The following is a 22,739-nucleotide window of genomic DNA, read 5'->3' as shown; positions in this document are numbered from 1 at the left end:
ATCATGCCATTTCGCGGGGACGGGGAACATGTCGATGGGGGCGCTGCGACGGGTAGTCGCGGCTTGCTCGGCAAGTTCGGCGCGCGCGCCGCGCGTTCGGGCGCTGAAGCGATCCCCAATCTGCACACCCGCGAAGCGCTGCTGCTGCTCCAGAATTACGAGGAAAGCGGCCGCGGCTGGTTCTGGTCGACCGATACCCAGGGCCGGCTGACCTATATCACCGATGCCGTCGCACGCCTGATGGGCCGGTCGAGCGGCGAACTGCTCGGCACGCCGCTCACCGATCTGTTCCTGCCGCCCGAAAGCCATGGCGAGCGGCAGCGCACGCTGCCGTTCCTGCTGACGCGCCAGTCCAAATTCGACGATCTGCCCCTGCGCAGCGCCTTTGAGGGCGATGATCGCTGGTGGGCGATTTCGGGGCGGCCGCACCATGACGATCGGGGCAATTTCTGCGGCTATCGCGGCAGCGGCACCGACATCACCGCGCAGCGCCGATCGGCCGAGGATGCTTCGCGGCTCGCGCTCTATGATTCGCTGACCGGACTCGCCAACCGTTTCCACATCTCCAAAAAGCTCGACACGACGCTCGCGGCCTTTTCGCAGCAGCAGCGGAGCTGCGCGATCATGCTGCTCGACCTCGACCGCTTCAAGCAGGTCAACGACACGCTCGGTCACCCGGCGGGCGATGCGCTGCTCAAGCAGGTTGCCGAGCGATTGCTCAAGATCGTCGGCGACAAGGAGATGGTCAGCCGGTTGGGCGGCGACGAATTCCAGATCATCCTGCCCGATATCGAGGATCGCGGGCGCCTCGGCGATATGGCCGCCGACATTATCGGCAGCCTGTCGCAGCCCTATTCGGTCGAAGGCAGCCGCTGCATCATCGGCGCGTCGGTCGGGGTCGCGATCGCGCCCTTCGATGGACAGTCGAGCGAGGATCTGGTGCGCAACGCCGATCTTGCGCTTTATGCCGCAAAGGGCAACGGGCGCGGCCGGTTCCGCTTCTATTCGAGCGACCTGCATCAATCGGCCGAGGATCGCCGCGCGCTGGAGGAGGACCTGCGCGACGCGCTGGCGCGCGGGCAGATGGAGTTGACCTATCAGCCAGTCGTCAATGCCAAGAGCAATATGGTGACCGGCGTCGAGGCGCTGCTGCGCTGGAACCATCCCGACCGCGGCCCGATCTCGCCCGCACTGTTCATCCCGATCGCCGAAGAGGCCAATCTGATCTGGCCGCTCGGCGAATGGGTGCTGCGCAAGGCGTGCGAGGATGCTGCGCGCTGGCCGGGCGACTTGCGTGTCGCGGTCAATGTGTCGGCGATCCAGTTCGCCAATGGAGACCTGCCCAAGATTATCACCAGCGCGCTGTCCAACGCCGGACTGCCCGCCGACCGGCTCGAACTCGAAATCACCGAAAGCGTATTCCTGGCCGATTCCAGCGAGACGGCGCGGATGTTCACGGCGCTGAAGGCGCTTGGCGTGCGGCTGGCGCTCGACGATTTCGGAACCGGCTATTCGTCGCTCGGCTATCTGCAATCGGCGCCGTTCGACAAGATCAAGATCGACCAGAGCTTCGTGCGCGGTGCGACCGTAAAGGGATCGCGCAATGCGGCGATCATTGCGGCAATCGTCGCGCTCGCCGAAGCGCTCGACATGGAAACGACGGCAGAAGGCATCGAATCGCTCGATCAGCTCGACCTGATCCGCAAACTCAACGTCAGTCACGTCCAGGGTTATGTCTACAGCAAACCGGTCGCCAATGCCGAACTGGTGGAGCGTACCGAGGGCGGCGCGTGGACGATCAAGCCGTCGGGCCCGGCGCGTCAGCGCAACGACCGCTTCCAGATGTTCCGCAAGGTGCATGCGATTCACGACAATCATCGCTACGCGGTGGTGATCCGCAACCTGTCGCGCACCGGCGCCTTCATCGAGGGAATTCTGGATGTTCCGGTCGGGACGCAATTTGTGATCGACTTCGGCGAAGGCCAGCTCGCGACGGCGACGGTGCGGCGCTCGATCAATCATCAGCAGGGCATCGAATTCGAACAATCGATGGTCAGCGACGGCAATGGCGGGCTCTGCACCCGCCACCGCGTCTCCCCCTATCTGATCGCGGCGGCGAGCCAGCAGGCTGCGAATACGCTCGTCCTGCCGGCGTTCAGCACCTCGAGCGACTGGAAGGCCGCCTGAACCGGGAACCGCGCCGCGCGTCGGTCGTTCTACCTCCGATCCCATTCACGGAACGGAGACCATCATGGCTGAGACGAAGATTTTCGCGCGGCTGAAGGCCGACCACGACCGCCACCGCGACCTGCTGGCGCGCATCGACGAGACCCACGGCGACAGCGACGAGCGCCGCACCTTGTTCGAGGCGTTCCGCGTCGAAGTGACCGCGCACGCCGCGTCGGAGGAAATGTCGCTCTATGCGACGATGCTCGCCAAGCCTGAACTGCGCGACGATGCGCAGCACAGCGTGTCGGAGCATAAGGAGATCGAGGATTTCCTGACCGAGCTTTACGAAATGGATTTTGCCTCGACCGGCTGGCTCACCCGCTTTCGCACGATGAAGGACCGCTATCTTCATCATATCGACGAGGAAGAGGAAGAGATGTTCCCGGAGGCCGAGAAGGATCTTTCGGAGGCGAAGAAGCAGGAATTGCTCGCCATCTTCGAAAAGGAAAAGCCGAAGGAAAAGGCCAAGGCGGCCGAGGAAGAACCGTCGAGCGAGCACGAGCGCGCCTAGGCGGAGGTCTCTGTTTGCCGGACAGCGTTGCGGCGTCCTTGGCGCTCTGACCTCGACTTTCGGCGCCGTCCCCGTCATAGGCGCGCGCCATGACCGACAGATTCGCTTTTCAGGTCGCCGCGACCGACGGCGCCGCGCGTACCGGCGTGATCCGGATGCAGCGCGGCGATATTCGCACCCCCGCCTTCATGCCGGTGGGTACCGCCGCGACGGTGAAGGCGATGCGCCCGGCCGAAGTACGCGCGACGGGCGCCGACATCATTCTTGGCAACACCTATCATCTGATGCTGCGTCCCGGCGCTGAGCGCATGGCCCGCCTCGGCGGGCTGCACGATTTCATGGGCTGGGACCGGCCGATCCTGACCGACAGCGGAGGCTATCAGGTGATGAGCCTCTCGGCGCTGACCAAGCAGAGCGAAGAGGGCGTGGCGTTCAAGAGCCATCTGGACGGATCGCGGCACATGCTGACCCCCGAACGATCGATGGAAATCCAGCGACTGCTCGGCAGCGATATCGTCATGGCATTCGACGAATGCCCGCCGAACGGCGTCGATGCCAAGCGCGCCGAGGCGAGTATGGAGCGGTCGATGCGCTGGGCAGCGCGCAGCCGCGTGGGCTTCGACGCGGGCGAGGCGCACGCCGCGCGGTCGGCGCTTTTCGGGATCCAGCAGGGATCACTCGACGAAAAGCTGCGCGCGCGATCGGCCGAGGCGCTAATCGACATCGGTTTCGACGGCTATGCGATCGGCGGGCTGGCGGTCGGTGAGGGACAGGAGGCGATGTTCGGGGTGCTTGATTTTGCGCCCGGCCAGCTTCCCGCCGACAAGCCGCGCTATCTGATGGGGGTGGGCAAGCCTGACGATCTGGTGGGAGCGGTCGCGCGCGGGATCGACATGTTCGATTGCGTGCTGCCGACGCGCTCGGGCCGCAACGGGCAGGCCTTCACCTGGGACGGGCCGCTCAACATCCGCAACGCCAAATATGCCGAGGATCTGGGGCCGCTCGATGCGTCGTGCGACTGCCCCGTCTGCACGACCTGGTCGCGCGCCTATCTCCACCATCTCGTCCGGTCGGGCGAGATGCTGGGCGCCATGCTGATGACGCAGCATAATCTGCATTTCTATCAGGCGTTGATGCAGGCGATGCGCGACGCCATTGCCGAAGGCTGTTTCGCCGCCTTCCAGAGCGATTTCGCGGCGCGATACCACCGCTGAAAAATCAGTCGAGCTTGTTCAGAAGGTCGAGCATGGATTGCGGGATCGTTTCGTCGATCGCCGACTCATAGGCGCGCCGAAGCGCAAGATTGACATCCTGCGCCTTTCTGGGGAGCTTTTTCTCGGCGTCTTTCCCGGCGGCCTTTTCGGGCGACGAGCCGGCCTTAGACGTCATTATCGTTGCTTCCTTGCGACATGGGCCCCGTTGCTAACCGCGCCTTCACCAAACTGCAATGGCGCGTTTGTTCCTTCCCTATGAAACCAAATTGCGGCTAAATCGTTCCCATCAAGTGAAATTATGTCGGGGGCGCACGCATTTCCTTGCCGGACCCTCGATATTCTGCGGGTTTTCAAGCGGGTTCATCGTCCGCATGTGGAGGTAATATATGTCCTTGGGTCAGGCGATCGCGCCGCATCTTCCCTATCTGCGGCGCTATGGCCGCGCGATTTCCGGAAGCCAGCCGGCGGGCGATGCGCTGGTGGCACGCTTGCTCGAAACGCTGGTGGCCAACCCGGCCACAGTCGATCTCGATCATGATTTGCGCGTCCAGCTCTATCGCATGGTCCATGATAATTTCGGCCTCGTCGCCGAACAGGCGGCCGCGAACGACGATGGCGCCTCGCCCGAAATCGCGATCGCCGACGCGCGGCTCCGCCGTATCCCCTCGCTCGCACGCCAGGCGCTGCTGCTCACCGCGGTCGAAGGCTTTGATGCCGAGGATACAGGGAGGATCATCGGCCGCGACACCGATGCCGTGAACGCCCTGATTGCAGAGGCGACCGAGGAAATCGAACGCCAGACGCGCGCGCGCATCCTGATCATCGAGGATGAACCGATCATCGCGATGGACATCGAAATGATCGTCCGCGATCTGGGGCACGACGTCGTCGCGGTGGCGACCACCCACGCCGAGGCGGTGGCCGAAGCGCAGACGCACAAGCCGGGCCTGGTCCTCGCCGACATTCAGCTCGCCGACAATAGTTCGGGCATCGAGGCGGTGCAGGAAATCCTGACCGGCATGAACGTGCCGGTGATCTTCATCACCGCTTTCCCCGAACGACTGCTCACAGGCGACCGTCCCGAACCGGCTTTCCTGCTGACCAAACCCTATCAGCCGGCCACGCTCCGCGCCGCGATTTCGCAGGTACTGTTCTTTGACGAAAGCACCGTTCCGGCCTGACCTTTTGTCAGTGAGGGTTGCGAGCGCCGGTTGAGCAGGCGATAGCGGCGGGCGATGACAGCCGCCCGCCAGTCCGCGCTCGACCGCCTGACCGCCAACGCCCCGTTTCTCGCGCGGCTCGCGGAGCTTTATCCCGACGACGTGGCGCGCTTTCTGGCCGATGGGGCCGATGCGGCGCTGCCGCCGGTGGCGCTGCCAGCGGCGGACGACGACATCATGCCAGCGCTGCGCCGGTGGCGCGGGCGCACGGCGCTGCTGCTCGCGCTCGGCGATCTGTCGGGCGAGCATGATGTGGCGGCAACGACGCGCCACCTCTCCGCCTTTGCCGATGCCGCCTGCGACGCGGCGCTGGCCGCAGCCTTTGCCGAGCGCGTCCCCGGAGAGGCGCCGCGCGGGATTGCCGTCATTGCGCTCGGCAAGCTCGGCAGCCACGAACTCAACTATTCGTCGGACATCGACCCGATCCTGATCTTCGACCCCGACACCATGCCGCGCCGCTCGCGCGACGACCCCGATGAGGCGGCGGTGCGGATCGCGCGGCGGATGGTCGAAATCCTGTCGGCGCGTACTGCCGATGGCCATGTGTTGCGCGTCGATTTGCGCCTGCGCCCGCACCCCGAAGTGACGCCGATCGTCCTGCCCGAAAGCGCCGCCATATCCTATTATGAGTCGGAGGCGCTGGCATGGGAGCAGGCGGCCTTCATCCGTTCGCGTGCGTCGGCGGGCGACCGCGCGCTCGGGGAGCATTTCCTCGACGCGATCCAGCCCTTCATCTGGCGGCGCAGCCTCGATTTCCGCCAGCTCAAGGAAATCGGCGCGATGAGCGACCGCATCCGCGACCATTTCGCGCAAGGGCAGGCATTCGGCCCGGGTTTCGATCTCAAGCGCGGCCGCGGCGGCATTCGCGAGATCGAATTTTTCGCGCAGGTTCACCAGCTCATCTACGGCGGGCGCGATCCGTCGCTGCGCGTGCCGGCGACGGTGGACGCGCTCGCTGCGCTCGCCGGAGCAGGACGGATCGATGCCGATATCGCGACGCGGCTTGCCGATCATTATGCGGTGCTGCGGCGGATCGAACACCGGTTGCAGATGATCGAGGATCAGCAAACGCACAGCCTGCCGGTCCAGCCCGTCGCGCTCGACGCTGTGGCGCGGCTCGACGGAGCGCCCAACGGCGCCGCGCTGCTCGCCGCGCTCGAACCTGTGGTTACCGATGTCGGCGCCGTCTACGACCGGCTGGTGGCCGAACGCGCGGTGGCGCGCGGGCTGCCGATGGGCGAGGGGGAGCTGGCGGGGGCGCTCGCCGCGGCGGGGTTCGATCCGCCCGACGCCGCGCTGCGCACCATCACCGAATGGCGCGGCGGCAAGGCGCGCGCGCTGCGCAGCCCGGCAGCACTCGAGGCGCTGGAGACGGTGCTCCCCGAACTCGTTCGGGCGCTCGGCGCGGCACCCGATCCCGACGCGGCGCTCGTCCGCTTCGACAAGCTGGTGGGGGGGCTGCCCAGTGCGGTGGGCTTCTTTCATCTGCTCGCGGCGCAGCCCGCGCTGGCGAAAATCGCGACGCGCATCCTCGCGCTCGCGCCCGCGCTCTCCGATGCGCTCGCGGCGCGCGTCGAGCTGATCGAGGGGCTGATCGACGCGCGCGCGTTCGAGGCACCGGCCAGCAAGACCGAACTGCTCGCCGAATGGGCGCCGACGCTTGCCGGTCTCGATTATGAGCGGTTGCTCGACCGCGTGCGCGACCGGGTGGGCGAGCGGCGTTTTGCCTATGGCGTACAACTGATCGCGGGATCGACCGACCCGCTGATCGTCGCGCGCGGTTATGCCGATCTGGCCGAAGCGGCGTTGCAGGTGCTCGCCGACGCCACGGTTGCCGAATTCGTCGTCGCGCACGGCCGCGTTCCGAACAGCGAACTGGTCGTGCTCGCGCTCGGGCGGCTTGGCGGCAGCGCGCTGACCCATGCCTCCGACCTCGATCTCATCTATCTGTTCACCGGCGACCATCTCGCGGAATCGGACGGGCTGCGGCCGCTCGGCGCCACCACCTATTACAACCGGCTTGCGCAGCGGGTGACGGCGGCGATGTCGGTACCGACCGCGGCGGGCAAGCTCTACGACGTCGATGTCCGGCTCCGCCCGTCGGGCGCGCAAGGGCCGCTGGTGGTCACGGTCGACAGCTTCGACCGCTATCAGCGGGAGGAGGCGTGGACGTGGGAGCATATGGCGCTGCTGCGCGCGCGCGCTGTCTATGGCTCCGACGCGGCGCGCGCCGAGGTGGGCCGCGTGATCGAAAAGGTCCTGACGGCGCCGCGCGACCGGGCCGCGGTCGTCGCTGACGCCGCGACGATGCGCGATAAGATCGCCGCGCATAAGCCGCCGCAGGGCGCGCTCGACATCAAGGGCGGCCCCGGTGGGCTCGTCGATCTGGAATTTGCCATGCAGACCGAGCAACTGGCGAGCGGGCGCTGTCGCGATCCGCATATCCCGACCGCGCTCGCCTGCCTGGAAGCAGCGGCATTGGCGCCGACCGGAATGGGGACGGCGCATGCGCTGCTTGCGCGGATGCTCGTCATGCTGCGACTGACCGCGCCCGAAGGCGCCCCCGCCAACGCGGCGGCGCGCAAACTGGTCGCCAGCGCCTGCGGCGAACCGGGCTGGCCGCAACTGCTTGCCGCGCACGATGCGGCGCGGCAGGAGGTCGGCGACTGGTGGGCCGCGATTCGGTCCGCCGCGCCCCAGAAGGAGAAGGACGAATGAGCGCACTCGCGATCGGAGACGATATTCCGGCCGGCACGCTTGCCGATGCCGACGGCGCAGAGATCGACCTCAAGGCGCTGAAGGGGGCGCCGCTGGTCGTCTATTTCTATCCCAAGGCGGATACGCCGGGCTGCACCACCGAGGCGCAGGATTTCACCCGGCTCGCACCCGATTTCGCGCATCTGAATGCGCAGGTGATCGCGGTGTCGCGCGACGCGCCGGCGAAGCTGTGCAAGTTTCGCGACAAATATGGTCTGACCGTGCGGCTCGCCTCCGACGAGGACGGCAGCGTGTGCGAAGCCTTTGGCACCTGGGTCGAAAAGCAGAATTATGGCCGCACCTATATGGGAATCGAACGCTCGACCTTCCTGTTCGGGGCCGATGGCAAGCTCGCCCGCGAATGGCGCCAGGTGCGCGTGAAGGGCCATGCCGATGCGGTGCTGGAGGCGGCAAAGACGCTCTGATGCAAAGCCTGGGCGAAGCGGCGCGCGCGGTCCTGCTGACGGCGGACCCGCACGACAAGCGCCGCGCGGCGCGGGCGTTGGCGCGGGCGTGGCGCCGCGGCGCGCTTGCCCAGCGCTGCGACGTGGCGATGCCGGATCAGCCCGCCTGGCCGGCCGAGCCCGCGCTGCTGCCGCCGAACCAGATGCCGCGCCGCCGCAAGGGCGGCTCCGAGCGGGGTCGCATCGCGATGCTCCATGCGCTGGCGCATATCGAATTCGTCGCGATCGATCTGGCGGTCGATCTGTTGGGGCGCTTCGGCGACCGCTTCCCGCGCGGCTTCGTCGATGACTGGATCGCCGTCGCGGCCGACGAGGCGATGCATTTCGCGCTGCTCGAGCGGCGCCTGCGCACGCTTGGCAGTCACTATGGCGCGCTGCCCGCCCATGCAGGCCTGTGGGAAGCGGCGGCGGCGACCGCCGACGATCCGCTCGCGCGGCTGGCGATTGTGCCAATGGTGCTGGAGGCGCGCGGCCTCGACGTGACGCCCGCCACCGTCACGCGCTTCCGCGCCCAAGGCGACGAGGCTTCGGCAAAGATATTGGAGCGCATTTATACCGACGAGATCCGGCATGTGAGCGCCGGCACTGTCTGGTTCAACTGGATGTGCGACGAATTGGGATTCGCCCCGGCGCCGACATGGCAAACCCTCGTGAAATCGCGATTTCGCGGGGTGCTGAAGCCGCCGTTCAACGACTCGGCGCGCCGGGATGCCGGTTTAACGCAAGAATACTACGCTGTTATTGCTTCGTAAGGATCGCCCACGCAGTAACCATCGCGGGCAAGGGAATAATCCCATCCACGAGAAACAACCGGCGCCGACACCGCCGTAAAACGGGTCGGCGACAAGGCGATAGCGGGGTCGATACGTGCGAAACGCTTCTCTGGGGCAAAAGTTCCGATTTGGTCTTGTTTTCGGTGCCTTGGCACTGACAGGCATGACTGTTCCGGCTGCACATGCGGTCGAAGGCAGCAGCGACGCGGGCATCGTCGTCCCCGACGAACCCGATGAGGACAGCGTCCCGGGGGCACCGACGCAGCGCGACGACAGCGAAGCCTATGCGATTTTTCAGGCGTGGAAGCGTCTCGACACGGGGCTGACGGCCAATATTGGCATCGCGATCCCGTCGCGCCGTCCGATCGAGCAGATGTCGCTCTCGTCTTCGTATGGCATGCGCGTCCACCCGATTACCGGCAAGCTCGCGCGTCACAATGGCGTCGACATTCCGGCGCCTTATGGCACCCCCATCTACGCCACCGCCGACGGCATTGTCGGCCGCGCCCAGCGCCTCGGCGGCTACGGCAATTATGTCGAAATCGAACATGGCAACGCGATCGAGACGCGCTACGGCCATATGTCGTCCTTCGTCGTGCAGCCCGGGCAGCAGGTGAAGAAGGGCGATGTCATCGGCTATGTCGGTTCGACCGGCCGCTCGACCGGCAACCATCTCCATTACGAAGTCCGCATCGACGGCGAACCGGTCAACCCGATGCCGTTCGTGCGGTCGGATTCGATGACGATCGCGGCGCTCACCGGCGACAAGCTGGCCATGGGCGGTCCCGAGTAACAGTTTCTCTGGGTCGGAGAGGAGGGGCGTCCCCAGGCCAGCGGCCGGGGCGCCCTTTTCTTTTGGGGCTAGCAATCCTATCTTCACAGGATGGCCACGCAGATCGACGATATCACCCTGTCTCCCGCCGCTGCGGCGCGCGTCCGCTGGATCGCCGAACGCAAGGGCGGCGTGGAACCTGCACTGCGCCTTGCAGTCGACGGCGGCGGCTGTTCGGGCTTCACCTATCGCTTCGGTCTGGCTGAAAGCATCGACGCCGATGACCGCGTCACCGAAACCGACGGGGTCAAGCTGGTGGTCGATTCGATCAGCCTCGATCTGTTGCGCGGCTGCATCGTCGATTTTGTCGATTCGCTCGGCGGATCTTCGTTCAAGGTCGAAAATCCCAACGCCGCCTCGGGCTGCGGTTGCGGCTCCAGCTTCTCGATCTGACGCCTTTCTAAGCGGCGCGCTTCCTGCCATAGCGGGGCGATGAAAGTCGCCACCTTCAACATCAACGGGATCAAGGCGCGGATGCCGCGTCTTGTCGAATGGCTCGATGAAACGCAGCCCGATGTCGTCTGCCTGCAGGAACTGAAATCGAGCGACGAAACGATGCCGACCAAGGAGATCGAGGCGGCGGGCTACGGCTTCCTCTATCACGGGCAAAAAGGCTTCAACGGCGTCGCAATCCTCGCCAAGGGGACCGATCCGGTCGAAGTGCAGCGCGGACTCGCCGGCGAGGCCGAGGACGAACAGTCACGTTATCTGGAGGCGGATGTTTTCGGCGTCCGCATCGGGGCGATCTATCTTCCCAACGGCAATCCGCATCCCGGCCCCAAATTCGATTACAAGCTGCGCTGGATGGCCCGGCTGCGCGAACGCGCGAAGGCGCTGCTCGCAAGCGAAATTCCCGCGATCCTGGCAGGCGACTATAATGTCATCCCACACGATGACGATGTGTGGGACGTGCGCGGCATGGCGGACGATGCGCTCATGCAGCCCGAATCGCGCGACGCGTGGTTCCGAATTCTCGGCGATGGCTGGACCGATGCGATCCGCAGCCGCCATCCGGCCGGGCATGTCTGGACCTTCTGGGATTATCAGGCCGGCGGGTGGCAGCGCGACCATGGTTTCCGCATCGACCATCTGCTGCTAAGCCCCGCGATGGCCGACCGCCTGATCGATGCGCAGGTCGACAAGGCGTATCGCGGCCGCGAAAAGGCGAGCGACCACGCGCCAACCTGGGCCACCTTTGCATGACGCCGCTGTCCGCCGATCAACTGGCGGACGTCCCGCTCTTCGCCGGACTGGGTGACGCCGAACGGGACGAACTTGCGACCGCCTTTGCGCCGCGCCACTTCGCCGACGGCGAGGCGATCCTGATCCAGAACGAGCGCGCCGACGGTCTCTATCTGATCGCGGACGGCCGCGTCGAAATCGGCAAACGGCTGCCCGGTGGCGGGCTCGCCACGCTGGCCCAGGCCGGGCCGGGCGAGGTGATCGGCGACATGGCGCTGATCGGCCGCGATCTTCGGCGGTCGGCGATGGGCATCGCGCGCGGGCCGGTGGCGACCTGGCACCTGCCGGCCGAACAATTTCGCGCCGCGCTGGCGCAGCTTCGGCCGGCATCGCTGCAATTGCAGGCGGCCCTCGGCCGTGCGATCGCGCAGCGCATCCAAGGGAAGACCGGCGACATTGCCGCGCTCCTCGCGCGCTGGCCGGACAGTTTTGCCGCCCGCCCGCAGCGCGCGCTGCCGCCTGTCGCCGAAGATGATTTCGCCGCCGAAGCCTTTCTGGCGCGGCTGCCCTGCTGCGCGGCGATGAGCGCGGCCCAGCGGCTCGCTTTCTGGAATGCCGGTCGCCGTGTCGATGTGGCCGCCGATCGCGATCTGGCCGCGCCGGGCGGCGATCCCGCGTGCATCTGGCTTGTCGTGCGCGGCGCGGTGCGCAGCGCGCTGCCGCATCGCGCGGGCATTTACCAGCTCACCGTGACCGGACCGGGGCAGCTCGTCGGGCTGGCCCCCGCGCTGTTGGACAGCCCGCACGACCGGGTGCTGCGTAGCAGCGAGCAGACCACGCTGCTGGCTTTCGATCACGCGATCTTTTCCGAACTGCTGGCGACCGGCGACAGCCTGGCGCGCGAGCTCGGTATGTCGGTCAACGCCGATCTCGTGACCGCGCTCGATACGCTCGATCAGGTCGAGGCCCGGATCGTGGCGATGCGCCGCGGACATTCCGTCGCCGCTTAGGCGCTAGCGCTCCAGCGGGATCACCCGGAAATCGGGCCGCTTTCCGTCCATAACCGCGTGGACCATCGCATATTCGGGCACCGGCATCCATGTCGCGCTGTTCGACGAAAGCGGTTCGGACGCGATGATGATCGCGCGCGGTTCCTCTTCGCCGCCGACCATTTGCCACTCGCCATCGTGCAAACCGTAGTCGCGCCCGGTGGTGAACCACATCGACAGGAAGTTCATATTGGCTTCGTGGAGCTGGTCGGGCGATCCGGTGCGGTAATGGCCGAAATCGAAACAGTGGCGCAGCCCCAATATCTGGCGGCCGGTGGTCAGAAAGAGATTGCAGCTCGATGAAATGGCGATGCCGTGCCGGCGCCGCGCCGCCTCGACCAGATCCACCGTCCGCTGGACCGCGGCCACCAGTTCATCGGGCGCGGGCTCGGCGCGCCAGTCGGCCAGCTGCGATAGCAGCAGCGCATAGACCCATTCGCTGTCGGTCGATCCCGAGATCTGCGCGAGCAAGTCGGGCGCGATTGCCTCCGCCAGCGTGCGCTTGAGATCGCCGATGCGATAGATGTCGCCATTATGCGCCATCGCCACCGCGGCGCCGGGAAAATGAAAGGGGTGGGTATTCTGTTCGCTCACCTTGACGCTGGTCGAATAGGCCACCCCGCGGACATGTGCGATCACACATTCGGCGCGCGTCTTGATCGCCAGCGATTTCAGATTGCCGTCGAAAATTGGCAGCGAGGGGGATCGGTAACGGTGCGGCACATCGGGCACGAAACTGGTCGAATCCCACGCCATCATCCCGAACCCGGCGAGATTCAGCATGTGCAACATGCGCGGCATATAGGCCTGATTGACGAGGCTGGAGTCGGGCTTGAACAACAGATCGTCGAGCTGCACCGGTTCGCCCAGATACATCATCGCACGGCACATGATCGGTCCCCGCCCGCTGCTTCGCGTTCAGCCTACACCATTCGGTCCGTTATGAAAGGCCGTCAGCCGGGTCCGTCGCGATGGCACCATAGTCTCAGGCGTCGGGATAGAGCGTCCGCATCACCCGCGCGGGATCAAGCGCATAGTGATGCGCGATCGCGGCGCCGATCACGCTTTCGAGGCTGCGCGTCGGTTTGAGGTCGCGGCCGTCGAGGCGGTTCGCGACGCTCAGCCCCGGCCAGTCGGCCGAGACCATTCCGCCCGCGACCGGCCCCCCGCCCGCCAGCGCACCGCCGAAGAACATCGCCGCCGATCCGGTGCCATGGTCGGTGCCGCCGGTGCCGTTGACCGCAACCGTGCGCCCGAATTCGGTCGCGACCACGACCAGCGTGTCGTTCCACGCCGGGCCAAGCCCGACCTGCAGCGCGCCGACCAGCTGGTCGAGCCCGCGAAGCTGGGCCGTCAGCCGCCCGCGCTGACCGCTGTGCGTGTCCCAGCCGCCGGTTTCGATCATCATCGCCCGCGCCCCGTCGGCAGGAAGCATCAATGATGCCGCGAGCTTGCCGAGATCGGCACCATTGCGGCCATTGTTGCCGCCGATGTCGCCCGCCAGCTCCTGTGTCTTGACCGCGCTGTCCCACAGCGGGTGCAACAGTGCGTCGCCGGCATAGAGCGCCGACAGCCGCGCGATCAGATCGGCGTCGGCCTGCGGCAGGCGGCTAGGGGCGTAGGTGGCGACGGGGGCGCTGCCGCGCAGCGCCAGTGGCACCGCCGGCGCGATAGCGAGCGCCTCGCGCTCGGCGGCGGGCAGCAGCGTCAGCAGTCGCCCGACCCAGCCGTCGCTCTTTTCATACGGGCGCGAGCCGCCGCCTTCGAGCACATTCTGACCATCGAAATGCGACCGGTCGCGATAGGCGGTGGCGACGGCGTGCGCGAAATGCGCCTGCTTGGCGCGATAGAGATCGGCGCCGGCGGCAAGCGCCGGGTGCAGCGTGAACAGGCCGTTGAGGCTCGCGCCGCCGGCCTCTTCGGCGAGCGCGCCGCGCGCCGCGGCATAGGCGGGATCACCCGTCGGTGCGACGATCGCAAGGCCGTCGGCGGCGCCGCGCTGGATCACGAACACCAGCCGGCGCGGCGTCGCCGCGGCGGCATAGGCAAAGCGCGGGACCGCTCCGGCGGCGGCAATGGTCAGTCCGCTAATGAGCATATGGCGGCGCGAGAGGGTCATCGTCTATCTCCGCAGAAAGGCCGGGCTGGCATAGAGCAGCGCGAGCGCCTGGCCGGGGCTGTCGGCGCGGGCGACCGCCTGCGCGGTTTGCGTCGTCAAGGCGTCGGCAAGGATCAGCGGCGCGAGCTGGCGGGCATCGACGCGGTCGCCGATGCGACCGGCGATCCGGCTGGCGAGCTCGACGCGCTGCATCATCGCCGCCGATCCGGCCCAGGTCGCGACCAGATCGTCATAGCCGGCGGGCGATCCGGGGCGCCAGATCGGCTGGCCGAGCTGGGTGAACAGCGCCGGGACATTCTGCCGGTCGCCAAGCGCCGGCAGTTTCAGGCTTCGCATCACCGATACGGTCCAGTCCCACGGCGATTTGAACATCGCGGGTTCGGCCGCCCATGCCTCGGGCGCGGCGACGAGCGTGCCGTAGAGCGAGGTCAGGTCGCCGCCGGTCCGAAGGAAATCGGCCTCGAGCCGCGCGACGAGCGCGGGGGCCGGTGTGTCGCCGGAAAAATGCCGGGCCAGTTTGGTGGCGATGTGCCGCGCGGTCGCCGGATGCCGCGCAAGGTCGAGCAGCACCGCCTCGGCCTGGTCCGCGCCACCCTGCGCGTAGCGTTTGCCCATGATCGACTGCGCGCCGGGTTCGTGCAGCGGTGCGATAAAGACGGTGTCGCCGTCGGCCGCGCCCGCAGGCATCATCCGCTGCCCGGCGCCGCGGCCAAGCCCGGCGACGGTCAGCCCGGTCAGCACCTTCGCAAAGGCAGTGACGTCGGCCTGCGTATAGCCGGTACGCACCCCCAGCGTGTGCAATTCCATGATCTCGCGCGCCAGATTTTCGTTGAGCCCCAGCGCCTGCCGCCGGCCTCGCGCGCGGATGCGATCGGAAACCGGACTGTCGGGCCCGAAACTTTGCGCCTGATCGAGATAGAGCAGCATGGCGGGGTGCCGCACCGCCGCGATCAGCAGGTCCGAAAATTTGCCCATTATGTGCGGGCGGATCGCCTCGAACTCGTAATTGCCGGCAAAACCGATCACCGGCAGCTTGTCGGCCGACACGGCGAAATGGTTGGACCAGAAGTGGACGAGCCGTTCGGGGAAGGGCGTTGGCGTCGCGACCGCATTGGCAAGCCGCGCGGCGGCCGCATCGACATAATGGGTGCGGATTGCGGAGCGCGACAGGCGTTGCAGTTCGGGGTCCATCGCCGCGCCTGTGCCGTCCTTCCGGGCGACATCATCCGGCGCATTGCGGCGCATCGCTCGCCGGTCGTCCTGATATTCTACATAGGCGGCGGCGATGGCGGCGCGGCCGGGCAAGGCGGCGATCGGTGCGGGAACCGGGTCATAGTCGTCAAGTTGTCGCAGCAGCCAGGCCTGCGGATCGTCGGTCGCGGGATCGTCGAAGCGGCGGCCGAGGCCGAAGCGGTTGGCGGCAAGATAAAGGCTGGGCATTGCGCATCCTTCGGGTTCAGACCCCGAAGCTGCCCGCCCTTTGTCGCAAAATCATGCCAGCAGAATGGCGGCCCGCCGCGTCAGGACAGCGGCTTGTCGTAAAGCTGATACACGCGGTTGACCGTCGCGTTGATGGCGTCGGCGACCGCGTTCATCCCCTGATTGTCGTCGAGGACCCAACCGATATCGCCCTGCTCGGCGCCATATTTGGCGACGCCGTCGCGGCGGATATATTCGATCATCATGAAGGCGAGGGTGCTCGCCATGCGGCTGTTCTGCAACTTCTTGACCACGCCCATCAATGGCACGCGCAGCCGCTTGCTCTTGGGCTTGCGCAGCCACCAAAGCAGCCGCGCCCAGTTGAAGGGGAACAGCGATCCGTCCATCCCGATCAGGAGTTCGTTGATGTCGGGCAGCACGATCATGAACGCGACCGCCTCGCCGTCGACTTCGGCGACGCGGATCAGATCCTCGAAAACAATGTCCTTCAGCTTCTTGCCGACATAGGCGATTTCGCTGTCGGTCAGCGGAACGAAACCCCAATTGTCCGACCAGGCGTCGTTCAAAATGCCCATGATCAGCTGCGCCTCGGCATCGAACTTGCGCTTGTCGACGCGGCGGATGCGGATGCGCTCGTTCTTCTCGCCCGCCGCGACGATGCGGTTTACCAGCGGCGGAAAGCCGTCGACGATGTCGACCGCATAGTTGAACAGCTTCTTGACCGGGCGATAGCCCTCGGCCTCGATCCACCCCTGATAGAGCGGGCTGTTGTGGCCGAGCATGATCGTCGGCGGCGTGTCGAAGCCTTCGACCAGCAGCCCGGGTTCGTCCCAGATCGAAATCGACAGCGGGCCGAGCGCGCGGTTCATTCCCTGGCCGCGCAGCCAGTCTTCGGCGCTGACGATCAATGCGTGCGCGACCTCGGCATCCTCGGCCTCCAGCAGCCCCCAATTGCCCGTCCCCGGACCCATGCCCTGGCTCGCCGGCTGTTCGAGCGCGAGGAAGTCGACATGCGCCGAAATGCGTCCCACCGTGCGGCCGTCGCGGCGTGCGAGGAACAGCTGCGCCTTGCCATGTTCGAACCAGGGGTTCTTGCCTGGCGTCAACAGGTCGAACGCTTCGTTTTTCAGCGGCGGCACCCAGGCGGGATCGCCGCGGTTGAGCCGAAAGGCCAGTTCGACGAATTCGCGCTTGTCCGCCTTGTCCTTGACGGGATGGATGGAGACGGGACCTTGCGAATGTGCGGCCATGGCTGGTTTCCTGAATGACGATGCCTATATTTGTGGCGACGCATTAGGGCATAGCTGTGGCGCTGGCGACCCGTATTCGGCCATCATGCTGCCACGAAATCATGGTGAAGACGCCGGCATGATCACGACCAATCCCGCTGCCGAACGGATCGCGACTCCCCCCGCGGCCCCGGCCACCAAGCCCCCCAAATCGGCGATTGCCGACGATATGGCGATGATCCGCGCGGCCTCGGAGCTGACGCGCGATCTCGTCAATCCGAACGCGCGCATCTATTGGGTCGATTTCCTCGGTTCGGCGTTCATCGGCTATGCCGGTGTCGCGGCTGCGATCCTGGCACCATCGACCGCATGGATGCTCGCCGCGGCGCTCATCGCCGTCGTAGCACTCTACCGCGCGGGCAGCTTCATCCATGAACTGACGCATATCCGCAAAAATGCGCTCCCCGGTTTCCGGCTGGTGTGGAACCTGCTCGTCGGCATCCCGCTGCTTATCCCTTCCTTCCTTTACGAAGGCATCCACAGCCTCCACCATAACCGTACCAAATATGGCACGGTCGAAGATCCCGAATATCTGCCGCTGGCGCTGATGAAGCCGTGGACGGTGCCGCTGTTCGTCGTCGCGGCCGCCTTTGCGCCGCTGGCGCTGCTTTTCCGCTTTGCGGTGCTGACCCCGCTGTCGTTCGTCATCCCGCCGCTTCGCCGCGTGGTGATGGAGCGCTATTCGGGGATGATCATCAACCCGATGTTCCGTCGCCGCCGGCCCGAAGGCGATTTCCGCCGCCAGTGGGCATGGCAGGAAGGCGGGGCCTGGGCCTGGTCGACGCTGCTGATTGCGGGGGGCGTGTTCGGCTGGGTGCCGCTACGCGCGCTACTGATCTTCGGCGCCATCGCGGCGGCCAGCCTCGTGCTCAACCAGATCCGCACGCTCGTTGCGCATCTGTGGGAAAATGACGGCGAGGTGCTGACCGTAACCGCGCAGTTCCTCGACAGCGTCAACGTCCCGCCGCCCGGCCTGCTTCCCGAGCTGTGGGCGCCGGTGGGACTGCGCTATCACGCGCTGCATCATCTGCTGCCCGGCGTTCCCTATCACGCGTTGCCCGAGGCGCACCGCCGCCTGCAGGCGGCACTGCCGGGCGATTCGCAATATCATGCCGCCAATTACCGCAGCCTGCCGAAGCTGGTGATGAATCTGGTCGCAGGCTCGGCCAAGGGAACAGCCGGCTGACCTTCGGCCGCGTCGGCCCTTGAAAGAAGGCCGGCGGCGACCGCTTCTACTGCGTTTCGACAGCCTGCTTGAACCGCGCAAGCCGCGCGGCCGCCGCTGCGGCATGCGGGCCGATCCAGCGGTCGTGAATGTCCTGGATCGGCATCGCGTTCAGATGGTTCCAGCGTTCGCGGCCGCGACGTTCGGCGATGACCAGCCCCGCCTCCTCCAGCACCTTCAGATGCTGCATCACCGTGCAGCGGTCGAGATCGGCGAAATGGTCGCACAGCGCCCCTGTCGTGAGCGGCTGATCCTTCAGATCGTCCAGAATCTGCCGCCGCACGCCGTGCGCGAGCGCCTTGAAGATGCGGTCGAAATCGTCGTGGATTGACATGTTATAAATTTATAACATAATTAAATGCGACTCAAGCGGAGAATGAGGATGGAACTGAAATTCAGGGTCGCGGCGCGCATCGCCAAGTCGGTGCATGAGGTGTTCGAGGCGGTTGCCGATCCCGCGCAGCTTTCGCGCTATTTCACCACCGGCGGCGCGCAGGGGCGGCTCGAGACGGGCGCGGTGGTGACGTGGGATTTCCACGATTATCCCGGTGCCTTTCCGGTCCATGTAATCGAGGTGGTGCAGGATGAGAAGATCGTGCTGGAATGGGCAGCCTATGAAGGCCAGGCGCCGGGGGTAGAGGGCGGGACGATGGAAGATGCCGCTTACCGCACCCGCGTGACGATGACCTTCAAGCCGCTCGACGACGGCCGCACGCTGGTCGAAATCGCCGAAGGCGGCTGGCGCGAAACGCAGGCGGCGCTCGACGGCAGCTACGGCAATTGCCATGGCTGGACGCAGATGCTCTGCGCGCTCAAACTCTGGGTCGAACGCGGCGTAAACCTGCGCGCCGATTTCTATGTCTGATACCGTCTACGCGTTGCGCGCCATCAGCCCGCCATCGACCGGGATCACCGCGCCGGTGATATAGCTCGCCGCGGGCAGGACGAGGCTCAGCGTCACATGCGCGACCTCCTCGGGCTCGCCATAGCGGCGCAGCGCGGTGCGCCGCCGTGCGAAGATCGCCTTGTCCGCGTCGGGCACCTTGTCGGTCATCGCGGTGCGGATCGGGCCGGGGCAGATGCAGTTGACGGTGATGCCATCCTTGCCCAGATCGACCGCCAGCCCACGCGTCAGCCCGGTCACGCCCGTCTTTGCCGCGACATAGGGCGTGTCGCCGGGTGTCGCGCCCAGTCCCTCGGTCGAGGCAATGTTGACGATGCGCGGCGCGTCGCTCTGCTGCAGCCATGGGAGTGCCGCGCGCACCATGCGCTGGTGCGCGGTCAGCATCACCGTGATCGCGCGGTGCCAGATTGCGTCATAATCGTCGCCTGCATCGAGCGGGCAGAAGCTCGACACGCCGGCGTTGTTGATAAGGATGTCGATCCCGCCAAAATGCGCCGCGACGTCGGCGACGACACGCTTGATCGCCTCGCCGTCAGATACGTCGAGCGCGAAAGCGCGCGCGCCGTCGCCGGCTTCCGCGGCAACCGCCTCGCATGCGGCAGGGTCAAGGTCGGTGACCGCCACCTTCGCGCCCTCGCGCGCCAGCAGCAGTGCGGTCGCCCGCCCCATGCCGCTCGCCGCGCCGGTCACGATTGCGACGCGGCCCGCGACGGAGCGCGAGAGGGCGGCTGCCTGTGTCACCGGAACGGCGGCTCGTTGAACGCGCGCAGCTTGCGGCTGTGCAGCTTGGCGCCCTCGTCGTGCATCAATTCGCAGGTGCGGATGCCGATCTGGAGATGCGCGGCGATCGCTTCTTCATAGAAACGGTTGGCCTGTCCGGGCAGCTTGAGTTCGCCGTGGAGCGGCTTGTCGGACACGCACAGCAAGGTGCCGTAAGGCACGCGGAAGCGGTAGCCCTGCGCCGCAATGGTCGCCGACTCCATGTCGATGCCGATCGCGCGCGACTGCGAGAAACGCAGCGCGGAATCGGTGAAACGCAATTCCCAGTTGCGATCGTCGGTGGTGACGACGGTGCCAGTGCGCATCCGTTTCTTGAGGTCGGCGCCGCTGGTTCCCGACACCGCTTCGGCGGCGCTCGCCAGCGCCTGCTGGACCTCGGCGATCGGCGGGATCGGAATCTCGGGCGGCAGCACGCTGTCGAGGATATGGTCGTCGCGCAGATAAGCGTGGGCGAGCACATAGTCGCCGATCCGCTGGCTGGGACGCAGCCCGCCGCAGTGGCCGATCATCATCCACGCCTCGGGCCGCAGCACCGCGAGGTGATCGCAGATCGTCTTCGCGTTCGAGGGGCCAACACCGATGTTGACGAGCGTGATGCCGCTGCCGCCCTCGGCAATCAGGTGATAGGCGGGCATCTGGTGCCGCCGCCACGCGCTGTCGCTCGCGAGCGCGCTGGCATTGATATCCGGCTCGTCGACATAGAGGCCGCCCGCGCCGGCGAGCGCGGTGTAGCGCCCCTTGCCGACCTGCGCTCCCGCCCAGGCGACGAATTCGTCGACATAGCGGTGATAGTTGGTGAAAAGGATATAGCGCTGGAAATGCTCGGGCGCGGTGCCGGTATAGTGGCGCAGGCGCGCGAGGCTGAAATCGGTGCGCAGCGCGTCGAACAGCGCGAGCGGCTGCGCCGCCGCGGGGTCGAAGCCGAACAGGCCGTCGGCCAGCTCGTCGCCGATATCGGCGAGCTCAGTGGTGGGAAAATGGCGCGCGAGTTCGAGCGGAGTGACGCGGCCCATGTCCGACCCGTCGCTGGCATCGAGCACATAGGGGAAGGGGATCTGCTGCCCGGTGCGCGTCACCTCCAGCGTCACCTCATAGTGGCGGACGAGCAGGGTCAGCTGTTCGCGCAGATAAGCCTCGAACAGATCGGGGCGCGTTACCGTCGTGACGAACTCGCCCGCCCGCTCGAAATGACCGAAGGCGAGGTTGTGGCCGCCCTGGCCTTCGCGAAACTCGCCATTGGTGACGAGGCGCAGCGCCGGATAGTCAAACAGGCCGGTCGCGGCGGCGTCGGCGGGCGGCAAGGTGCCGTCACGGACGAAGGCGGCGATGGCGGATTTGAGATTGCCGACCGACGTTCGGAAACGCGACTGAAGTTCGGCGATGACCCCTTCGACAAGGGTGGTGGGGTCGGCGATATTTTCGTTCGATGATTCTGATGTCATCGCGACGCTGTTGCACGAAAATATGACAAAAGGAAAGGGGGGCGGCGCCGCGCCGCGCCGCCCCTCATTTCAATCCGCAAACCGCTCAAAGCTGTTCGAGCATATGGTCGGCGCTCGACACCTTGAATTCGCCCGGGGCTTCGACATTGAGCTGCTCGACGACGCCATCGTTGACGACCATCGAGAAACGCTGGCCGCGCTTGCCCATGCCGAACGCCTTGCCATCCATGGTCAGCCCCACCGCTTCGGCGAAATCGCCATTGCCATCGGCAAGCATCGTCACGCTGTCGGTCGCGCCGGCATTCTTCGCCCAGGCGCCCATGACGAAGGCGTCATTGACCGCGGTGCAAACGATTTCGTCGATGCCCTTGGCCTTGAGTTCGGCTGCCTTCTCGACGAAGCCGGGCAGGTGCTTGGCCGAACAGGTCGGCGTAAAAGCGCCTGGAACCGAAAAGAGCGCAACCTTGCGGCCCTTGAAATAATCGGCGGCCGAAACCTGTTCGGGGCCTCCTTCGGTGACCTTCACCAGCTTGGTGTCGGGCAGCGAGTCTCCGGTAGTGATGGTCATGCTGGCATCCTTTCGTTGGGGGGTCTTGTGCGGGCGAGACATTGGGTGTGCGCCGCCGCGAGTCAAGCGGCGCAGCGTTCGCATTGCACAATGGACCCCGCCGTTCGTCGATATGGCCGCAAAGACGCTGGACCGTGCGCGCCCGGCAGTCCATGATGGGGCGATGGAAAAGGCGCCGACCTGGTTCACCGGCCAATTGCTGCTCGCCCTGCCCGGCATCGGCGATCCGCGTTTCGATCACTCCGTCATCGCGATGATCAGCCACGACGAGGATGGTGCGATGGGGATCGGCATCGACGATCCGATCGACGGCATGACCGTCGGTGCGGTGCTCGATCAGCTCGATATCGCGCACGACGCTCCGCTCGATCAACCGGTCTTTCTGGGCGGACCGGTCGAACCGTCGCGCGGTTTCGTGCTCCACAGTCGCGACTGGGCGGGCGAGGGCGCGGTGCAGGTGTCGGGGCGCTGGATGATATCGAGCTCGCACGACATATTGCGCGCCATCGGCGAGGGGCGCGGGCCGTCGCAATGGCTCGTCGCGCTCGGCTATGCCGGATGGTCACCGGGGCAGCTCGAAGAGGAAATGGTACGCCACGCCTGGCATCTGACGCCCGGCAGCGACGCGTTGCTGTTCGACACGCCGCCGGCGCAGCGGTGGCAGGCGGCCTTTGCCGAAGCCGGCATCGATGCGCGCCTGCTGACGGTGGAGGGCGGCGAAGCGTAGGATCGCCGCCCGTC

23 protein-coding genes are annotated in these 22,739 nt (G+C 66.2%); 14 read left to right on the top strand and 9 right to left on the bottom strand.

Annotation, left to right across the window (positions count from 1 at the left end; all coding sequences use genetic code 11):
• The first annotated feature begins 63 nt into the window (after window positions 1-63).
• From AOA14_RS02785 to tgt, 3 genes are all read left to right on the top strand, one after another.
• A complete protein-coding gene (locus AOA14_RS02785; RefSeq protein WP_234178548.1) occupies window positions 64-2,187 on the top strand; it encodes a putative bifunctional diguanylate cyclase/phosphodiesterase in 2,124 nt (707 codons plus the stop codon).
• A 64-nt stretch (window positions 2,188-2,251) separates the two neighbouring features.
• On the top strand, window positions 2,252-2,740 hold the full coding sequence (locus tag AOA14_RS02780) for a hemerythrin domain-containing protein (protein ID WP_003040526.1): 489 nt from the start codon (window positions 2,252-2,254) through the stop codon (window positions 2,738-2,740).
• A gap of 89 nt (window positions 2,741-2,829) precedes the next feature.
• The gene (tgt, locus tag AOA14_RS02775) at window positions 2,830-3,954 is read left to right on the top strand and encodes a tRNA guanosine(34) transglycosylase Tgt (RefSeq protein WP_062900673.1); all 1,125 of its coding nucleotides are present in this window, start codon (window positions 2,830-2,832) and stop codon (window positions 3,952-3,954) included.
• A gap of 4 nt (window positions 3,955-3,958) precedes the next feature.
• Here tgt and AOA14_RS19575 read toward each other — a convergent pair whose 3' ends face one another.
• Complete coding sequence (locus tag AOA14_RS19575; protein ID WP_156000915.1) at window positions 3,959-4,129, bottom strand: NepR family anti-sigma factor; 171 nt, start codon at window positions 4,127-4,129, stop codon at window positions 3,959-3,961.
• Window positions 4,130-4,340: 211 nt separating this feature from the next.
• Between AOA14_RS19575 and AOA14_RS02770 the strand changes: the two genes are divergently transcribed.
• The 8 genes from AOA14_RS02770 (at window position 4,341) to AOA14_RS02735 (ending at window position 12,192) form a co-directional block, all read left to right on the top strand.
• Window positions 4,341-5,135, top strand: a complete 795-nt coding sequence (locus AOA14_RS02770; RefSeq protein WP_062900672.1) for a response regulator — start codon at window positions 4,341-4,343, stop codon at window positions 5,133-5,135.
• Between the two features lie 54 nt (window positions 5,136-5,189).
• A complete protein-coding gene (locus AOA14_RS02765; RefSeq protein ID WP_062900671.1) occupies window positions 5,190-7,892 on the top strand; it encodes a bifunctional [glutamine synthetase] adenylyltransferase/[glutamine synthetase]-adenylyl-L-tyrosine phosphorylase in 2,703 nt (900 codons plus the stop codon).
• Window positions 7,889-8,356 carry a peroxiredoxin gene (locus AOA14_RS02760; protein WP_062900670.1) on the top strand — a complete coding sequence of 156 codons (468 nt, stop codon included), beginning with the start codon at window positions 7,889-7,891 and terminating at the stop codon, window positions 8,354-8,356. Before AOA14_RS02765 ends, AOA14_RS02760 begins: the two co-directional genes overlap by 4 nt.
• Window positions 8,356-9,147 (top strand): ferritin-like domain-containing protein, encoded by a 792-nt coding sequence (locus tag AOA14_RS02755; RefSeq protein WP_062900669.1) that lies wholly within the window; start codon window positions 8,356-8,358, stop codon window positions 9,145-9,147. Before AOA14_RS02760 ends, AOA14_RS02755 begins: the two co-directional genes overlap by 1 nt.
• A 184-nt stretch (window positions 9,148-9,331) precedes the next feature.
• Window positions 9,332-9,961 (top strand): M23 family metallopeptidase, encoded by a 630-nt coding sequence (locus AOA14_RS02750; RefSeq protein ID WP_003040511.1) that lies wholly within the window; start codon window positions 9,332-9,334, stop codon window positions 9,959-9,961.
• A gap of 90 nt (window positions 9,962-10,051) precedes the next feature.
• Window positions 10,052-10,393, top strand: coding sequence for an iron-sulfur cluster insertion protein ErpA (gene erpA, locus AOA14_RS02745; protein ID WP_040589381.1), 342 nt, complete (start codon window positions 10,052-10,054; stop codon window positions 10,391-10,393).
• A 39-nt stretch (window positions 10,394-10,432) separates the two neighbouring features.
• A complete protein-coding gene (gene xth, locus AOA14_RS02740; RefSeq protein ID WP_062900668.1) occupies window positions 10,433-11,203 on the top strand; it encodes an exodeoxyribonuclease III in 771 nt (256 codons plus the stop codon).
• The gene (locus tag AOA14_RS02735; RefSeq protein ID WP_062900667.1) at window positions 11,200-12,192 is read left to right on the top strand and encodes a cyclic nucleotide-binding domain-containing protein; all 993 of its coding nucleotides are present in this window, start codon (window positions 11,200-11,202) and stop codon (window positions 12,190-12,192) included. Before xth ends, AOA14_RS02735 begins: the two co-directional genes overlap by 4 nt.
• 3 nt (window positions 12,193-12,195) lie before the next feature.
• Here AOA14_RS02735 and AOA14_RS02730 read toward each other — a convergent pair whose 3' ends face one another.
• From AOA14_RS02730 to AOA14_RS02715, 4 genes are all read right to left on the bottom strand, one after another.
• Window positions 12,196-13,122, bottom strand: a complete 927-nt coding sequence (locus AOA14_RS02730; RefSeq protein ID WP_082819796.1) for a class II glutamine amidotransferase — start codon at window positions 13,120-13,122, stop codon at window positions 12,196-12,198.
• A gap of 94 nt (window positions 13,123-13,216) precedes the next feature.
• Complete coding sequence (locus tag AOA14_RS02725; protein WP_062900665.1) at window positions 13,217-14,350, bottom strand: DUF1501 domain-containing protein; 1,134 nt, start codon at window positions 14,348-14,350, stop codon at window positions 13,217-13,219.
• A 3-nt stretch (window positions 14,351-14,353) separates the two neighbouring features.
• Window positions 14,354-15,790 (bottom strand): DUF1800 domain-containing protein, encoded by a 1,437-nt coding sequence (locus tag AOA14_RS02720; protein ID WP_062900664.1) that lies wholly within the window; start codon window positions 15,788-15,790, stop codon window positions 14,354-14,356.
• Window positions 15,791-15,870: 80 nt separating this feature from the next.
• A complete protein-coding gene (locus AOA14_RS02715; RefSeq protein ID WP_062900663.1) occupies window positions 15,871-17,040 on the bottom strand; it encodes a hypothetical protein in 1,170 nt (389 codons plus the stop codon).
• 118 nt (window positions 17,041-17,158) lie between these two features.
• Between AOA14_RS02715 and AOA14_RS02710 the strand changes: the two genes are divergently transcribed.
• Window positions 17,159-18,265 carry a fatty acid desaturase family protein gene (locus AOA14_RS02710; protein ID WP_062900662.1) on the top strand — a complete coding sequence of 369 codons (1,107 nt, stop codon included), beginning with the start codon at window positions 17,159-17,161 and terminating at the stop codon, window positions 18,263-18,265.
• Between the two features lie 46 nt (window positions 18,266-18,311).
• Here AOA14_RS02710 and AOA14_RS02705 read toward each other — a convergent pair whose 3' ends face one another.
• Window positions 18,312-18,638, bottom strand: a complete 327-nt coding sequence (locus AOA14_RS02705; protein WP_062900661.1) for an ArsR/SmtB family transcription factor — start codon at window positions 18,636-18,638, stop codon at window positions 18,312-18,314.
• Window positions 18,639-18,686: 48 nt separating this feature from the next.
• Here AOA14_RS02705 and AOA14_RS02700 point away from each other — a divergent pair, with 48 nt between their 5' ends.
• Window positions 18,687-19,169 (top strand): SRPBCC family protein, encoded by a 483-nt coding sequence (locus tag AOA14_RS02700; RefSeq protein WP_062900660.1) that lies wholly within the window; start codon window positions 18,687-18,689, stop codon window positions 19,167-19,169.
• A 6-nt stretch (window positions 19,170-19,175) separates the two neighbouring features.
• Here AOA14_RS02700 and AOA14_RS02695 read toward each other — a convergent pair whose 3' ends face one another.
• From AOA14_RS02695 to AOA14_RS02685, 3 genes are all read right to left on the bottom strand, one after another.
• Window positions 19,176-19,949: an SDR family NAD(P)-dependent oxidoreductase gene (locus AOA14_RS02695; protein WP_062900659.1), complete on the bottom strand. Its 774-nt coding sequence runs from the start codon at window positions 19,947-19,949 to the stop codon at window positions 19,176-19,178.
• On the bottom strand, window positions 19,946-21,430 hold the full coding sequence (locus AOA14_RS02690; protein WP_003040488.1) for an AMP nucleosidase: 1,485 nt from the start codon (window positions 21,428-21,430) through the stop codon (window positions 19,946-19,948). Before AOA14_RS02690 ends, AOA14_RS02695 begins: the two co-directional genes overlap by 4 nt.
• An 85-nt stretch (window positions 21,431-21,515) precedes the next feature.
• Window positions 21,516-21,998 (bottom strand): peroxiredoxin, encoded by a 483-nt coding sequence (locus AOA14_RS02685; RefSeq protein WP_003040485.1) that lies wholly within the window; start codon window positions 21,996-21,998, stop codon window positions 21,516-21,518.
• A gap of 112 nt (window positions 21,999-22,110) precedes the next feature.
• Here AOA14_RS02685 and AOA14_RS02680 point away from each other — a divergent pair, with 112 nt between their 5' ends.
• Window positions 22,111-22,725 carry a YqgE/AlgH family protein gene (locus AOA14_RS02680; protein ID WP_082819795.1) on the top strand — a complete coding sequence of 205 codons (615 nt, stop codon included), beginning with the start codon at window positions 22,111-22,113 and terminating at the stop codon, window positions 22,723-22,725.
• Window positions 22,726-22,739 lie beyond the last annotated feature (14 nt).

This window comes from Sphingopyxis terrae subsp. terrae NBRC 15098 (genome assembly GCF_001610975.1).
Classification (GTDB): Bacteria; Pseudomonadota; Alphaproteobacteria; order Sphingomonadales; family Sphingomonadaceae; genus Sphingopyxis; species Sphingopyxis terrae_A.
The sequence above is the reverse complement of the archived record's forward strand: the minus strand, read 5'-3'. Positions and strand labels throughout refer to the sequence as shown.

Bases quoted from the DNA above. Each gene is read 5' to 3' on its own strand.
- erpA (WP_040589381.1), top strand. From the start codon at position 10,052: ATGGCCACGCAGATCGACGATATCACCCTGTCTCCCGCCGCTGCGGCG.
- AOA14_RS19575 (WP_156000915.1), bottom strand. From the start codon at position 4,129: ATGACGTCTAAGGCCGGCTCGTCGCCCGAAAAGGCCGCCGGGAAAGAC.
- AOA14_RS02730 (WP_082819796.1), bottom strand. From the start codon at position 13,122: ATGTGCCGTGCGATGATGTATCTGGGCGAACCGGTGCAGCTCGACGAT.
- AOA14_RS02705 (WP_062900661.1), bottom strand. From the start codon at position 18,638: ATGTCAATCCACGACGATTTCGACCGCATCTTCAAGGCGCTCGCGCAC.
- AOA14_RS02720 (WP_062900664.1), bottom strand. From the start codon at position 15,790: ATGCCCAGCCTTTATCTTGCCGCCAACCGCTTCGGCCTCGGCCGCCGC.
- AOA14_RS02690 (WP_003040488.1), bottom strand. From the start codon at position 21,430: ATGACATCAGAATCATCGAACGAAAATATCGCCGACCCCACCACCCTT.
- AOA14_RS02680 (WP_082819795.1), top strand. From the start codon at position 22,111: ATGGCCGCAAAGACGCTGGACCGTGCGCGCCCGGCAGTCCATGATGGG.
- AOA14_RS02760 (WP_062900670.1), top strand. From the start codon at position 7,889: ATGAGCGCACTCGCGATCGGAGACGATATTCCGGCCGGCACGCTTGCC.
- AOA14_RS02710 (WP_062900662.1), top strand. From the start codon at position 17,159: ATGATCACGACCAATCCCGCTGCCGAACGGATCGCGACTCCCCCCGCG.
- AOA14_RS02780 (WP_003040526.1), top strand. From the start codon at position 2,252: ATGGCTGAGACGAAGATTTTCGCGCGGCTGAAGGCCGACCACGACCGC.
- AOA14_RS02735 (WP_062900667.1), top strand. From the start codon at position 11,200: ATGACGCCGCTGTCCGCCGATCAACTGGCGGACGTCCCGCTCTTCGCC.
- AOA14_RS02685 (WP_003040485.1), bottom strand. From the start codon at position 21,998: ATGACCATCACTACCGGAGACTCGCTGCCCGACACCAAGCTGGTGAAG.
- AOA14_RS02765 (WP_062900671.1), top strand. From the start codon at position 5,190: ATGACAGCCGCCCGCCAGTCCGCGCTCGACCGCCTGACCGCCAACGCC.
- AOA14_RS02700 (WP_062900660.1), top strand. From the start codon at position 18,687: ATGGAACTGAAATTCAGGGTCGCGGCGCGCATCGCCAAGTCGGTGCAT.
- AOA14_RS02725 (WP_062900665.1), bottom strand. From the start codon at position 14,350: ATGACCCTCTCGCGCCGCCATATGCTCATTAGCGGACTGACCATTGCC.
- AOA14_RS02715 (WP_062900663.1), bottom strand. From the start codon at position 17,040: ATGGCCGCACATTCGCAAGGTCCCGTCTCCATCCATCCCGTCAAGGAC.
- AOA14_RS02755 (WP_062900669.1), top strand. From the start codon at position 8,356: ATGCAAAGCCTGGGCGAAGCGGCGCGCGCGGTCCTGCTGACGGCGGAC.
- AOA14_RS02750 (WP_003040511.1), top strand. From the start codon at position 9,332: ATGACTGTTCCGGCTGCACATGCGGTCGAAGGCAGCAGCGACGCGGGC.
- tgt (WP_062900673.1), top strand. From the start codon at position 2,830: ATGACCGACAGATTCGCTTTTCAGGTCGCCGCGACCGACGGCGCCGCG.
- AOA14_RS02770 (WP_062900672.1), top strand. From the start codon at position 4,341: ATGTCCTTGGGTCAGGCGATCGCGCCGCATCTTCCCTATCTGCGGCGC.
- xth (WP_062900668.1), top strand. From the start codon at position 10,433: ATGAAAGTCGCCACCTTCAACATCAACGGGATCAAGGCGCGGATGCCG.